General features: G+C 46.7%; 14 protein-coding genes. 7 read left to right on the top strand and 7 right to left on the bottom strand.

What is annotated here, in order from left to right; genetic code table 11:
* Positions 1 to 13: 13 nt before the first annotated feature.
* The 3 genes from liaF to ACWJJ4_RS04035 are packed head-to-tail and all read left to right on the top strand — an operon-like array spanning position 14 to position 2,434.
* Positions 14 to 745 carry a cell wall-active antibiotics response protein LiaF gene (liaF, locus tag ACWJJ4_RS04025; RefSeq protein WP_003151794.1) on the top strand — a complete coding sequence of 244 codons (732 nt, stop codon included), beginning with the start codon at positions 14 to 16 and terminating at the stop codon, positions 743 to 745.
* Positions 742 to 1,824 (top strand): two-component system sensor histidine kinase LiaS, encoded by a 1,083-nt coding sequence (gene liaS / locus ACWJJ4_RS04030; RefSeq protein ID WP_003151796.1) that lies wholly within the window; start codon positions 742 to 744, stop codon positions 1,822 to 1,824. The genes liaF and liaS overlap by 4 nt, the downstream gene beginning before the upstream one ends.
* Positions 1,802 to 2,434, top strand: a complete 633-nt coding sequence (locus ACWJJ4_RS04035; RefSeq protein ID WP_003151798.1) for a response regulator transcription factor — start codon at positions 1,802 to 1,804, stop codon at positions 2,432 to 2,434. Before liaS ends, ACWJJ4_RS04035 begins: the two co-directional genes overlap by 23 nt.
* A gap of 42 nt (positions 2,435 to 2,476) precedes the next feature.
* Here the strand turns inward: ACWJJ4_RS04035 and ACWJJ4_RS04040 are convergent, their stop codons facing one another.
* The 3 genes from ACWJJ4_RS04040 to ACWJJ4_RS04050 are packed head-to-tail and all read right to left on the bottom strand — an operon-like array spanning position 2,477 to position 6,103.
* Positions 2,477 to 3,589 (bottom strand): Ger(x)C family spore germination protein, encoded by a 1,113-nt coding sequence (locus tag ACWJJ4_RS04040; RefSeq protein ID WP_454021457.1) that lies wholly within the window; start codon positions 3,587 to 3,589, stop codon positions 2,477 to 2,479.
* A complete protein-coding gene (locus ACWJJ4_RS04045; protein ID WP_070082343.1) occupies positions 3,586 to 4,686 on the bottom strand; it encodes a spore germination protein in 1,101 nt (366 codons plus the stop codon). Before ACWJJ4_RS04045 ends, ACWJJ4_RS04040 begins: the two co-directional genes overlap by 4 nt.
* Positions 4,661 to 6,103 (bottom strand): spore germination protein, encoded by a 1,443-nt coding sequence (locus ACWJJ4_RS04050; RefSeq protein WP_109567188.1) that lies wholly within the window; start codon positions 6,101 to 6,103, stop codon positions 4,661 to 4,663. Before ACWJJ4_RS04050 ends, ACWJJ4_RS04045 begins: the two co-directional genes overlap by 26 nt.
* 116 nt (positions 6,104 to 6,219) lie before the next feature.
* Here ACWJJ4_RS04050 and ACWJJ4_RS04055 point away from each other — a divergent pair, with 116 nt between their 5' ends.
* Positions 6,220 to 6,405 carry a YvzF family protein gene (locus ACWJJ4_RS04055; protein ID WP_003151806.1) on the top strand — a complete coding sequence of 62 codons (186 nt, stop codon included), beginning with the start codon at positions 6,220 to 6,222 and terminating at the stop codon, positions 6,403 to 6,405.
* Positions 6,406 to 6,472: 67 nt separating this feature from the next.
* On the top strand, positions 6,473 to 7,861 hold the full coding sequence (gene fumC / locus ACWJJ4_RS04060; protein ID WP_077722815.1) for a class II fumarate hydratase: 1,389 nt from the start codon (positions 6,473 to 6,475) through the stop codon (positions 7,859 to 7,861).
* Between the two features lie 36 nt (positions 7,862 to 7,897).
* Here fumC and ACWJJ4_RS04065 read toward each other — a convergent pair whose 3' ends face one another.
* Complete coding sequence (locus tag ACWJJ4_RS04065) at positions 7,898 to 8,773, bottom strand: TetR/AcrR family transcriptional regulator (RefSeq protein ID WP_454021458.1); 876 nt, start codon at positions 8,771 to 8,773, stop codon at positions 7,898 to 7,900.
* A 178-nt stretch (positions 8,774 to 8,951) separates the two neighbouring features.
* Between ACWJJ4_RS04065 and spxO the strand changes: the two genes are divergently transcribed.
* Positions 8,952 to 9,116: an anti-adapter protein SpxO gene (gene spxO, locus ACWJJ4_RS04070; protein ID WP_003151811.1), complete on the top strand. Its 165-nt coding sequence runs from the start codon at positions 8,952 to 8,954 to the stop codon at positions 9,114 to 9,116.
* Positions 9,117 to 9,143: 27 nt separating this feature from the next.
* On the opposite strand, the gene ACWJJ4_RS04075 is transcribed toward spxO, so the two are convergent.
* Together ACWJJ4_RS04075 and ACWJJ4_RS04080 are read right to left on the bottom strand one after the other, a co-directional pair.
* Positions 9,144 to 10,499 (bottom strand): ATP-binding protein, encoded by a 1,356-nt coding sequence (locus ACWJJ4_RS04075; protein ID WP_436335198.1) that lies wholly within the window; start codon positions 10,497 to 10,499, stop codon positions 9,144 to 9,146.
* Positions 10,496 to 11,173, bottom strand: coding sequence for a response regulator transcription factor (locus ACWJJ4_RS04080; RefSeq protein WP_007410069.1), 678 nt, complete (start codon positions 11,171 to 11,173; stop codon positions 10,496 to 10,498). Before ACWJJ4_RS04080 ends, ACWJJ4_RS04075 begins: the two co-directional genes overlap by 4 nt.
* 276 nt (positions 11,174 to 11,449) lie before the next feature.
* On the opposite strand from ACWJJ4_RS04080, the gene ACWJJ4_RS04085 reads away from it, so the two are divergent.
* Positions 11,450 to 12,811: a S1C family serine protease gene (locus ACWJJ4_RS04085; RefSeq protein WP_454021459.1), complete on the top strand. Its 1,362-nt coding sequence runs from the start codon at positions 11,450 to 11,452 to the stop codon at positions 12,809 to 12,811.
* Positions 12,812 to 12,857: 46 nt separating this feature from the next.
* Here the strand turns inward: ACWJJ4_RS04085 and ACWJJ4_RS04090 are convergent, their stop codons facing one another.
* On the bottom strand, positions 12,858 to 13,322 hold the full coding sequence (locus tag ACWJJ4_RS04090) for a Dps family protein (RefSeq protein ID WP_007410071.1): 465 nt from the start codon (positions 13,320 to 13,322) through the stop codon (positions 12,858 to 12,860).
* Positions 13,323 to 13,406: the final 84 nt, after the last annotated feature.

Here is a 13,406-nt window from a genome sequence, read left to right on the forward strand (position 1 = left end):
GGGCAGGCAGCTGATGGCAAAAAAACAGATTCTCGGACTTATCATCGCCTTATTAGGCGTCAGCATGTTTTTGCGTATTATCGGCATCGGCGACTTCTTGTTTTGGCCGCTCTTTTTTCTGATCACAGGCTATATTTTTAATAAATATTCCCGCGGCTGGCTCGGCTCCGTCCTGTATATCTTCGCCGCTTTTTTATTTTTGAGGAACCTGTTCAGCGCCACCTTTAACCTGTTCGGCTATGCCTTCGCCGCCTTTCTCATATACGCGGGCTACAGGCTCCTGAAAGGAAAGCGCGTGTATGAACATAAAGAGAAGAAAATCAATCTTGAAAAAGAAGAGCAGCCAAAGCCTTCCGCCCAGACGGAAAGCAGACAGCCGGATCTCCGCAGCTTTTTTATCGGCGAGCTGCGGATGATGAAGGACCCATTTGAGCTGAATGATTTAAATGTTTCCGGATTCATCGGCGATGTGAAAATTGATTTGTCAAAAGCGATGATTCCCGAAGGAGAAAGCACGATGACCATCAGCGGTGTCATCGGCAATGTCGATGTGTACGTCCCGCCGGATATCGAAGTGTCCGTCAGTTCATCGGCTTTTATCGGCGATATGAACCTGCTCGGCTCTAAGAAAAGCGGCATGAGCCCGAATCTTTATAAAGTATCGTCTGAGTACGGCGACTCGCCGCGGCGGATTAAAATTTCAATTTCGTTATTCATCGGCGATGTGGATGTGAAGTATTTATGAGGAAAAAATTACTCGCCAATATTCAGTGGCGCGCCATGCGGATGACCGCGGGGCTCAGTCTGCTCCTTTGCGCGGTGTTTATTACGCTGATGCTGCTGTATTACGGGCTTGACCCGATGCTGCTGTTTTCTTCCGGCTGGTTCGGTATTCCGTTTGTGGTCATCCTGCTTCTGGCGTCACTTTCGGCCGGATTGATTTCCGGTTATGTATACGGAGGCCGACTGAAAACAAGAATGGATACACTGATTGAAGCGGTTTTGAAATTTGAAAACGGCAATTTCGCTTATCGGGTGCCGCCGCTCGGCGATGATGAAATCGGTCTGGCGGCAGATCAGCTCAACGAAATGGCCAAGCGGGTCGAGCTCCAGGTCACATCGCTGCAAAAGCTCTCCAACGAGCGGGCGGAATGGCAGGATCAAATGAAAAAATCGGTCATCACTGAAGAACGCCAGCGGCTGGCGCGCGATCTGCACGATGCCGTCAGCCAGCAGCTCTTTGCCATTTCTATGATGACATCCGCCGTCTTAGAGCAGGTGAAAGATGCGGATGACAAAATCGTCAAACGGATTCGCATGGTTGAACATATGGCGGGGGAAGCGCAAAACGAGATGAGAGCGCTGCTATTGCATCTGCGGCCCGTCACTTTAGAAGGAAAAGGCTTAAAAGAAGGGCTGATTGAGCTGTTAAAAGAGTTCAAAGCGAAGCAGCCGCTGGATATTGAGTGGGACATCAGCGATACGGGTGTGTCAAAAGGCGTTGAAGACCATCTGTTCCGCATCGTGCAGGAGGCGCTTTCCAACGTTTTCAGACATTCAAAGGCGACCAAGGTCACCGTCAGACTCGGCGCGAAACATCAAAAGCTGCAGCTTAAGGTCATTGATAACGGGGCGGGTTTTACGATGGATCAAGTGAAAGCATCCTCATACGGGCTGCATTCCATCAAGGAAAGAGCGAGTGAAATCGGCGGCATAGCGGAAATTATCTCCGTAAAGGGAAAAGGCACGCAGATCGACGTGAAAGTCCCGATTTATCAGAAAACAAAAGGAGAGAACGACAGTGATTCGAGTGTTACTGATTGATGATCATGAGATGGTCAGGATGGGTCTGGCCGCATTTTTAGAAGCACAGCCGGACATTGAAGTCGCCGGTGAAGCATCAGACGGGCAGCAGGGCGTCGATCTGGCCGCAGAGCTTTTGCCGGATGTGATTTTAATGGACCTTGTCATGGACGGCATGGACGGCATCGAAGCGACAAAACAGATCTGCGCGAAACTCAATGACCCGAAAATCATCGTGCTGACGAGCTTTATTGATGACGACAAAGTGTATCCGGTGATCGAAGCGGGAGCGCTCAGCTATTTGCTGAAAACGTCCAAGGCGGCAGAAATAGCCGAAGCCATCAGAGCGGCTGCCAAGGGTGAACCGAAGCTTGAATCGAAAGTGGCGGGAAAAGTGCTGTCAAGGCTGCGCCATTCAGAGAATCAGCTTCCGCATGAAACGCTGACGAAAAGAGAACTGGAAATCCTCTGTCTCGTCGCGGAAGGCAAGACGAATAAAGAGATTGGTGAAGAGCTCTTCATTACGATTAAAACGGTGAAAACCCACATTACGAATATATTGTCAAAGCTTGATGTCAGTGACCGCACGCAGGCAGCCGTATATGCCCACCGCAATCATCTCGTGACATAAGAAAAGGAGAGCGGCGCCGGCACACTCTCCCGAGGGACGGGGTCATTGGGACATCCCCTTTGTTCCGAAATCCCTGATGGCGACTTTGACTTTGTATTCAATATCCGATTCACTGAAGTGATGATCCCAGTCAGAGGATATCTTTTTCCATTTATCGGGATAATGAATCCGGACTTGATCGCCTAACCCGGTAATATCCACTTTCAACTCATGCTGCATGTAATCAATGAATGCCATAACATCTGAATGAATGCGGTGTTTTACCGCGTTTTTGATTTCATTTATATAGGACTCCTTGAAGGAATCTTCTTTCGGGTTCCAATCCTCAGACAGACGGCCTTCAACAAACCGGGTGACGATAAACTTGAATTTTCCGTTTTTATATTGTGTTTTCACATCATATTTGCTGGAAAATACCTCGAAGGATAAATAATAATTGTCATGCTTTGCAAACGTGACGCCTCCCTTTACCGTGCCTGTGAACAGGTTCATATTCTGGACTTGTAAAGGCGTTAAATTCGCATACCAGAATTTATTTTTAATAATGGTAGCGCCCCAGATTTCCAGTCTGCTGCCCACTTTGCGCACTTGAGGAAGGGCAAAGGTCTCGCCCTTGGCGATTTTCTCTGATATTTCCCCCAATGTCACGGGCTCCATCATCCGGATGGTGACCGAATTATTCTCCGTTAAGTCATAGATCGTATTTGACGCGGGTTCTCCCTGGTCACTGATATTGAAAATATCTTTCGTTTTATCCGGCACCGTCATCACATTGCAGCTTCTTCTCGTACCGTTGTCTCTGATAAATTGGTTCATCACTGCGTCAAGCGGAATGTCATCCTTTAACAGCGCTTCGGAAAACAGCATGATACGCAAATGCTGGGAGAAGGCGGGGTGATTTTTTAACGATGCCGTTCTTAATGCTTGATGGACGGTTTCCCCTGGAGTGGAAGTCACCTTTGTCGTGTCACCTGACGACGACTGCTGGGCACTTGCTTTTTGCGGAACCAGAATCTGCTGTGTCACTTCCACATTTTCTTCCGCGGGTTTATCGAGCCCGACTCCGATAACGAGGCTCAAGTCTTCTAAATTGCGGCTGTCCCAGCACCCGGCCAAAAGCAATGTGCAAAATATGATTACGATGTATTTCTTCATTGCGCTTTTTTCACCTTCCTTTTCACAGCGACGACTGCAAATATCAGTAAAGGCAGCAAAAAGAAAACCAAGAAGATATAGCCGAGAATATCACTGAACAGCATCAGCTTGTTCGCATCCTTTGGCATCAATGACCCCAAGAATGTCGCAATCCCGACGAAGATGACGCCCTTTTTCTGCTTCAGCCCGAAAATTTTATGAAGGCCTGATGTCGCGAAATATCCGTATGATACATAGGTGGCGAAAAATTGGATAATCCAGACAACAAGCAAAAAGGACTCGAACCTTTCAATAAAAAGCCCTTTGATTTCAAATGATTGAAAGAGCGCGATCGTAGGCCAAATCATTGTTTTGACATCCTGGGTGGTTAAGGCGCCGACGACGAGCACGTAGGTAATAATGTATAAAATAATCGGGATGCCAAAGCCCATGGCCGACATGCCGAACGTGTGCTTTTTATTTTTGAGGTACTCGGGGAGAAACAGCATAATCTCAATCCCCAAAAAGGAAACAGAAACGACGGTCAAGGAGGCCATAACGGGAGAAAACCCCTGTCCGAGCACCGGCCGCAGGTTGTCGATATCAAATATTTTAAAGCTGAAGGAAAACACCACCAGCAAAATAATAATCGTAATCGTTAAATAGAAAGGAAAGAGCCTGCCGATATCGCTCATGCCGCCGATAATTAAATAAACGGAACAGGCAATAAAGATAAACAGCGTGACCGGCACGGGCGTTCTTTCCAATAAAAAGAACTTGACCATTTCCGCCATCGCCCGGGCTTCGAAGCTGGCGACTCCTATAAAATAGAGACAGATCATCAGATTGACGATATTTCCCGCCCATTTGCCGAGTCCTTCATTCATATAATCAAATAATGATCCGTACTGATGCTTTTTCATAATGAGCGTATTGAGATAAATCAAAAAGATAAAGATGACGCCTTCCAGACATAACGCGATCCAGCCGTCCGGCGAATTTGCCCTGGATGACAGCGCCCGCGGCATGGTGAGGAGCCCCGCGCCGAGCATCGTGTTTGCAATCAATGCTGTCCCTTGATAGCTTGTAAGCTTATTGTGAGTTGTTTTCTGGCTCATTTACGTTTTTCGCCTCTTTTGGTTGATTTTTAATAGGGAGACGGAGAATAGAGTCGTTTGCGTTTTTTAAGCTGAAAAATCCATTCGGCGAGAAATACGGAGAACCGAAGCTGCGCTGTCTCGATAAATGAGTGTAGATCGCCAGCATAAATAAAATCATGCCGTACAGCCCGAAAGCTGCCGCGGTAAACATCGAAATAAAACGGAGCACACGGAACGACAGACCCATCCCGTACTGCGGCACCGTAAATGAAGCGAGCGCGACAATGCTGACCACGATGACCATGATGGAGCTGACAATATTCGCTTCAACGGCTGCCTGGCCGATGACGACTCCGCCCACCAATCCGATCGTCTGGCCGAGCGGGCTGGGAAGCCTCAAGCCCGCTTCCCTCAGCAGCTCGATCGTAATTTCCATCACCATCGCTTCAATGATAGGCGGGAAGGGGACGTTTTCTCTGTTCGCCGCGATGGTGACTGCAAGCGACGTCGGCAGCAGCCCTTGGTGAAACGAAACGAGGGCGATATAAATGGACGAAAAAAACAGCGTAATAAAAATAGACGTAAACCTGAGCGCCCGGATGAGCGAGGCGGAAATCCACCGTTCATAATAATCATCGGGAGACTGCATTAAAATTCCTAAAGAAGCCGGAACCACCAGCGCAAACGGCGAGTTGTCGACAAGGATGGCGACGCGGCCGTTGAACAAGGCGGAAGAGACTTTATCAGGCCGTTCCGTATTTTGTATTTGCGGAAAGGGCGAATACTTATTATCCTCAATAAGCTCCTCAAGCGTTCCGGAATCCTGGATGTCGTCCATCTTCACTTCGCTGAGGCGCTTTACAACATCGCTGACGACAGACGGGTCCGCCTTATCATCTATGTACATGACCGTGGCGTATTTTAACTTGTTTTCTCCGATCGGAACCTTTTTCGTTTTCAGCTTCGGATGGTTCGTGCGCTGCCTGATCATGGCGATGTTTGTATCAGAATCTTCTATGAAGGCGATTTTCGGACCTCTTACGACCTTTTCGGATGTGGGTTCATTCACGCTTCTTTTTTCTCTTTTTCCCGTGGACAAAATGTATACGCTGTCAAGTCCGTTAATAAACACGGCGCATTTTCCCCGCAGAATGGAGATGACGGCTTCCTTCGACGTAAAGACGGGACGGGCGTCGATCTTATCAAGACGTTTCGTCACCGTATCCAGCGTCAGAGTGTCTTCCTCACGAAGCAGCGTTTCAATCGCTTCTTTTATTTTGTCTTCGTCGTTCATTTCACTCAGATACATATAATAAAAAACAAGCCCGTTCGGAAGCATCTTTTTATTTTGAACCAGGTCATCATTCTGCTCTACGTGGGGAAGCACCAGTGCCAGATTAACGTGTATGTATTCCTTGAATTCCGATTGCGCCATGGACAGTCACCCGCCTTCCAATCCTTAATTGAGGTTATCTTTTCCTGTTAAAAAAATGATATACTATGATAAAGTATTTAATGGTACAAGTTTTTTTATGAAAGCGGAGGAGAGATGTGGCACAAGTCAGACTGGCAGGGAATGCCGAAGAAATTGAACAGCTCATCAAATCATTTGAAGCGCATTACGAAGTGGCTTACACGTCGAAAGAATACCGTAAAACAAATCCGAAGTATAAATACTCTAAGGATTCGCGCGTCTATCTTGAGCTGAAATTAAAAACGGCCAAGGCCGAAAAATAAAAAGGGTTTCATCTGTTACTGGCGAATAATACTCAGGGTGAAGCAACTGTTATGGAGGGATACATAAATGGACTACAGAATTGAAAAAGACACCATGGGAGAAGTTAAAGTTCCGGCAGATAAATTTTGGGGCGCTCAGACACAGCGCAGCAAGGAGAACTTCAAAATCGGTTCAGAAAAAATGCCTCAGCGTGTTGTGAAGGCGTTTGCAATATTGAAAAGAAGCACAGCGATCGCCAACGAACGCCTCGGCAACTTAGAGTCTGAAAAAGCACAAGCGATTGCCGCTGTATGTGACGATGTTTTAAACGGCAAACACGACGATAACTTTCCGCTCGTTGTCTGGCAGACGGGAAGCGGCACGCAAAGCAACATGAACATGAATGAAGTGGTGGCCAACCGCGCGACTGCTTTATTGAAAGAAAAAAATTCCGAGCTGAAGATTCATCCGAATGATGACGTCAACCGCAGCCAAAGCTCAAACGATACATTCCCGACGGCGATGCACGTTGCGGCGGTTCTTGCCGTATATGAGCAGCTCGTTCCGGCGCTTGATCAGCTGCGCGCGACGCTTGATGAAAAAGCGAAAGCTTATCAGGATATTGTGAAAATCGGACGCACGCATTTGCAGGACGCCACTCCGCTGACGCTCGGACAGGAAATCAGCGGCTGGGTATACATGCTTGACCGTTCGAAAGAAATGATTCTTGAGTCAACGGAAAAAATCCGCGCGCTTGCCATCGGAGGCACGGCAGTCGGCACGGGAATCAACGCCCATCCGCAGTTCGGTGAATACGTCGCGGAAGAAATCACAAAAGTAACGGGGCAGACATTCAAAAGTTCGCCTAACAAATTCCACGCGCTCACAAGCCATGATGAAATCACTCACGTTCACGGCGCGTTAAAAGCATTGGCTGCCGACCTGATGAAGATTGCCAACGATGTCAGATGGCTGGCTAGCGGCCCGCGCTGCGGAATCGGCGAAATCGTCATTCCTGAAAATGAGCCGGGAAGCTCTATCATGCCGGGCAAAGTCAACCCGACGCAAAGTGAGGCGCTGACAATGATCGCCGCGCAAGTGATGGGAAATGACGCGACAATCGGATTTGCGGCCAGCCAAGGAAACTTCGAGCTGAATGTCTTCAAACCGGTTATTATTTATAACTTCCTGCAGACCGTGCAGCTGCTCAGTGACGGAATGAATTCCTTCCATGACAAATGCGCTGTCGGTATTGAGCCGAACCAAGAGACGATTCAGGAAAATCTCTCTAACTCATTAATGCTTGTTACGGCGCTTAACCCGCACATCGGTTATGAAAACGCCGCGAAAATCGCCAAGCTTGCCCACAAAGAAGGCCTGACACTGAAAGAAGCGGCATTACAGCTGAACCTTCTGACAGAAGAACAATTTAATGAAATGGTGCGTCCGGAAGATATGGTGCACCCGAAAGCATAAAAAGAAAGAACGGCTGCAGTTATTGCGGCCGTTCTTCTAAATAAACTGCTGTTTCAGTAAAAATCTGAGCTGTTCTGCATCTTCAGCCAGCAGATCGGATTCCTTCAAATTCAAAATCATTCCTTTGATGATTGCCGGTTTCGGTGACTTTTTCTTCATTTCCGTTTCCAGAATATCCAAGCTCTCGGTGAATTCAGATGCTTGCGCCTTGTCCATCGTGCCGATGCGCGTGCGGAGGGTCTGCAAGATCGATTGACTTAAAGGATCGGGCTGCCCGTTATGAAGGGGCCCAAACAGTGAGCTTGCCTCATCAAGAGAAATAAACGCTTCATCATGTCTGTCCGCCATTCCGTTTACGATGTCATCAATTCTGTGAATCACGGTATTTGCCAGAAGCGAAGGCTGTACGGACCGGCCGGTCAGAATCAGATACTCAAGATACATCTGACTGATTCCTTCTATTAAAAAACAAAGCTCGGCTGTGTATGGTTCAGCTTTTTCTCCGTAAACAGCAAGAAGACTGTCGATATGAAACTGCAGGATCGACCGGCGGATTCTCTTTCCGCACTGCGCCGCTTCTTCGGTATAAGGAAGTGAACCGTCTTTCATCTGCATGGTAATAAAATCCTGATGGGCGAGAATCGATTCGTAAAACACCGCAAGCTGTTTTTGGTAAGCGGCTCTCGGACTGTCACCCTCCGTTTGGATCGTCGTGATTCGGGTAAACGTTTTATCATAGTAGTAATTCAGCATGGATAGGAGCAGTGCTTCTTTGGAAGGAAAGTAAAGATAAAAAGCGCCTTTTGAGATTTTGCATTCATCGGCGATTTCCTGAACCGATGTAGATTTGTACCCTTTTCGGGCAAACAGTTTGATTGCTGCTTCAATGATCAGCTTTTCTTTTTCCTTCAATGGTTCCACCCTTTCGGAGCCAGGAGGCTGGCTTGTGCTTCTCATGTATGACTATATGGTCATATTGATATTCCGTAAATTTAACCTGATTGTAACTTGTTTTTTTGTTTTGTTTTATTTATATTATAAAGTGAGCTGACCGAATGGTCAAAGTTCTGGCGAAAGGGTGAATCTGAAAATGAAAGAATTAGATGAAATGATCAGCCGCTTGCGAAACAGAGGAATTAAAGTCGAAAAGGTGAAATATCCGAAAAAGACAATTTGTGAAAAGAAATGGGTTCATCAATGCCAAAAACCGCTGAAAGCAAACTACAGAGATTTTAACGGCTATTCCTTCACATAAAAAAAGACTGCAATGAAACACTACAGTCTACTTTGGTATGATAATTCGGTAGATTACACCCGATTGGTCATTTTCAATTGAAATTGATGCTTTATGCAGGGTTAAAATCCGTTTTACGATGCTGAGTCCTATGCCGAACTCGCCTTTCTTCCCTTTATTAAAAGGCTCGTACAAGCTGGATAGCATCTCATCCTCAATCGGAGGCCCGTCATTTTTAACCGTCATGACAATCTGCTGCTGATTTTGGCTGATCCGAATGTGAATCGCCGTTTCTGCATAGCGGATTTGATTTTCGAGAATGTTTTCAAGAAGTTTGCTCCATTGTTCCGGATCACCGGGCATCATTAATACATCTTCTGTATCAACGGTCCACGATAATTCCTTCCGGGCCCATTTGAGCCGTTCAATGACTTCTTCCGTGACCTTCACAATGTCAAATGTCTCATGGTGCACCCGCTGCTTCATTAAATAATCAAGCTTCGTTAAATATAATAAATCCTTAATTTTCTTCTCAAGTTTTTCTGCTTCGCCTTCAATGACATCAATTGTGGTTTCCAGATCCCCCTTAGGAAAAATCCCGTCCTTTATTGATTGAGTATAGCCCCTTATCACCATGACAGGCGTTTTTAAATCATGAGAGATATTTTGCAGGAGCGTTCTTTCCGTTTCATCCTTTTGCACCAGCTTGCTCCGCATGTCTTCAATGGTATGGCCTAATTTTCCGATTTCGTCTTTTCTGTCGACGATGACCGGATCATCCCAATCCTGTTCGGAAATCCGTTTGACATGCTTCTCTAAGGAAACGAGCGGGCGCGAGAGATATTTGGCAAGCCAAATCGCCGGAATCCAGCTTAACAAAATCACGCCGGCAATGATAAAGAGAAGCTGCTTGAACAGGGTGAATGCCAGATCATCACGATAAGAATCAAGGGCGTAAGACAGCATCATCGCATCCTGGCCGTTAATGGTGAGGCCTTTTTTAATGACGAAAAATACTTTTTCACCGCTGATGTCCGCGCTGTATCGTTTCGTGACGCTGTGCTGGCGGCCCGCGAGCTTGTAAACCTTATGGATAAAGGAAGAAGAAAAATAGTTCAAGTCTTTGTCACTGGCCGATTCCTCCCGTTCCGGCAGAAGAACGTGCTGAACGGATCGGAAAGTCGTCGGAGCGGTCGCATCCTCGCTGTAATATCCCCGCTCGATCGATCCGGGCAGCCGGTACTCCGTCAGTACATGCTGTTCATTTTCAATGGTCGTATACGTTTCATCCGTGAAAAAATGACGCAGCGTATTTGAGAACAGCACGAGAAGCAGAATCGAAATGGCTAAGAGGATGCCTGAGATGACCACCCAAATTTGAAAAGCAAGCGGCTTATTTTTCATGACGTCATCATCCTGTAGCCGAATCCGTAAATGGTCTCAACCTTTAACCCGGGCATTTTTTTTCTCAGCCTCCGCACAAGATCATCGACCACCCGGTCAGTGCCGAAATAATCATGGCCCCATATTTTCAGCAGGATATCTTCTCTGGAAAAGGGGTGTCCTTTATGGTGAAGAAATAAAAGCAGCAGATCAAATTCCTTAGATGTCAAATTGACCAGGCTGCCGGTTTCATCATAAACCTCACGGGCATCTTCGATCACATTGTAGGAAGAAACGGTGATGCCGGTTTTCTTTGCGGCGGGCTGTTCTTTATACACGAGCTCGAGCAGTTTCTGGACCCGAATAATAAGCTCTCTCGGCAAAAAAGGCTTGGCGATATAATCATTGCTTCCAAGCTCTAACCCGAGGACTCTGTCAATATCGGCATCCCGCGCGGAAATGAAAATGACCGGCACATCGGGATCTTTTTCTTTTATTTCTTTTATCAATGTATAGCCGTCCGTATCCGGAAGCATGATGTCAAGAATCCACAAGTGGGGAGACGGCTGCATCTGCTTTCTGGCATCTTCGCCTTTTGTGAAAGATGTAATGTTCCAGCCTTCATTCTCTAAATATTTTGTGAGCAGTTCATTCAGGTTATCCTCATCTTCAACTAGATAAATGGTGTATGACAAGGCATTTCACATCCTTTCAACGTCATTATACTAGTTTTAACATACTCAAGCCGCATTTTCATAATTTCACATATTCTTTTCATTTTTATCCCACAATGTTTGTTTATGATGTGTATAAGGGAAGAAAGGAAGAAAAAAAGCGGGGAAGATAACATGTTCAAACACATTTTGTTTTGGAGCTTTGCTTTTCTCCTTATTATTGGGACAATAGAACTTGTACATGCGATGAATATGTAATCGATAGAATGAAAACATGCTGAAGGAGTGTGCGTGAATATGAACGATCATCGAGATGACGGCAGAAGCCGCGATCAGTCAGATCTTTCACATACGGAGCAAAACAGAAATGAACAGCAGCAGATCAGCCATCAGGAGCCCGAGCTGCTTGAAGGGCCCGTCTCGAAAGAACCGGAAAACGAGACGGCTGCCGGTACGGAATTTGAAAAAAAGGCTGCCGTGAAAAAAGAAAAAAAACGGAGAGCCGCTTGGCTGAGCCCGATTTTAGGCGGCATTATCGGCGGCGGCCTCGTGCTTGGCATCGTGCCGAACCTGCCGGGTGAGCAGCATAAGACAGAAGCCGTTTCTGATACGAAACAAGTTCAGTCTTCGAATTTTACGTCAACGCCTTTGAAAAATACCTCAAGCGTAGCGGATATGGTAGAAGAGTTGGAGCCTGCGATTGTCGGAGTGTCCAACTACCAAGCTTCGCAAAGCAGCCAGTTCGGACTTGACGGCGGTTCAAGCTCTGAAACGGAAAGCGGCACGGGGTCAGGCGTCATCTTCAAAAAAGACGGCGAAAAAGCGTACATCATTACAAACAATCATGTCGTAGAAGGGGCGAACAAACTGTCGGTCACTCTTTACAATGGGAAAACCGAAACGGCAAAGCTTGTCGGAAAGGATGCCATCAGTGACTTGGCTGTATTGGAAATCAGCTCGTCCAATGTCAAAAAAGCGGCCAGCTTCGGGGATTCCTCCAAGCTCCGCATTGCTGATAAAGTGATTGCCATCGGCAACCCGCTCGGCCAGCAGTTTTCCGGCACCGTCACACAAGGTGTCATCAGCGGGCTGAACAGAACGGTGGACGCCGATACATCCCAAGGCACGGTGGAAATGAACGTAATTCAGACGGATGCGGCGATTAACCCCGGAAACAGCGGCGGCCCGTTAATCAACTCAAGCGGCCAGGTCATCGGGATCAACAGCATGAAAGTCAGTGAAAACGGCGTGGAGTCACTGGGCTTTGCCATTCCGAGCAATGATGTAGAACCGATAGTCGACCAGCTGCTTGCAAAAGGAAAAGTCGAGCGCCCATTTTTAGGTGTGCAGATGATTGACATGGCGCAAGTGCCGGAAACCTATCAGGAAAACACGCTCGGACTGTTCGGCGACCAGCTGTCTAAGGGTGTTTATGTAAAAGAAGTGCAATCCGGCTCACCGGCTGCGAAAGCGGGCATCAAATCAAATGACGTCATTGTACAATTGAACGGCAAAGATGTCGACAGCAGCGCCGATATCAGACAGATCTTATATAACCAGTTGAAAATCGGCGATAAAACGACTGTTCAAGTGCTCAGAAGCGGAAGCAAAAAGACGCTGAACGTCACATTAACGAAACAAACTGAAAGCGCAAGCTGAACGCATAAAAAAAGCTGAACCTTCAACTGAGGTTCAGCTTTTTTCTTCATTCTCCCAAGTAGGCTGACAGCATCCACACATGCTTGTCCGCTTCTTCAACTAATCCGACAAACAGGTCGGCAGTTGACGGGTCATTTTGTTCCTCGGCGATGCCGATGACAAATTTTGATTCGCGGCTGATTTGTTTATAGTCTTGAACCAGTGATTCCACCATTTCAGACGCCGTTTTTTCCTGACCTTCATCCGTAATGGAAGCTTGTTCAAGGTAAGTGTGCAAAGTCGCCGCAGGCTGTCCGCCGATGGCCAGAAGGCGCTCTGCGATGGCGTCCGCCGTTTCCGCCGCTTCGTTATACAGTTCTTCAAATTTTTCATGAAGCGTAAAGAAGTGAGGGCCTTTTACATACCAATGGAAGCGGTGCAGCTTAGAGTAAAGGATAAACCAGTTTGATAATTGTGTGTTCATTGATTTCTCAACAAGAGTTTCAGTTTTTTTCGCGTTTTGTGTATTCATATTCATCGTCCTCCCTGTGATCTGTTAATTTAATTATATCACGTATCAAATAAAAATCAATACTAAATTATAATTATTATAATT

Source organism: Bacillus sp. JK62 (genome assembly GCF_053663455.1).

Bases quoted from the DNA above. Each gene is read 5' to 3' on its own strand.
- ACWJJ4_RS04085 (WP_454021459.1), top strand. From the start codon at position 11,450: ATGAACGATCATCGAGATGACGGCAGAAGCCGCGATCAGTCAGATCTT.
- liaS (WP_003151796.1), top strand. From the start codon at position 742: ATGAGGAAAAAATTACTCGCCAATATTCAGTGGCGCGCCATGCGGATG.
- spxO (WP_003151811.1), top strand. From the start codon at position 8,952: ATGAAAGAATTAGATGAAATGATCAGCCGCTTGCGAAACAGAGGAATT.
- ACWJJ4_RS04050 (WP_109567188.1), bottom strand. From the start codon at position 6,103: ATGGCGCAATCGGAATTCAAGGAATACATACACGTTAATCTGGCACTG.
- liaF (WP_003151794.1), top strand. From the start codon at position 14: ATGGCAAAAAAACAGATTCTCGGACTTATCATCGCCTTATTAGGCGTC.
- ACWJJ4_RS04040 (WP_454021457.1), bottom strand. From the start codon at position 3,589: ATGAAGAAATACATCGTAATCATATTTTGCACATTGCTTTTGGCCGGG.
- ACWJJ4_RS04090 (WP_007410071.1), bottom strand. From the start codon at position 13,322: ATGAATACACAAAACGCGAAAAAAACTGAAACTCTTGTTGAGAAATCA.
- ACWJJ4_RS04045 (WP_070082343.1), bottom strand. From the start codon at position 4,686: ATGAGCCAGAAAACAACTCACAATAAGCTTACAAGCTATCAAGGGACA.
- fumC (WP_077722815.1), top strand. From the start codon at position 6,473: ATGGACTACAGAATTGAAAAAGACACCATGGGAGAAGTTAAAGTTCCG.
- ACWJJ4_RS04075 (WP_436335198.1), bottom strand. From the start codon at position 10,499: ATGAAAAATAAGCCGCTTGCTTTTCAAATTTGGGTGGTCATCTCAGGC.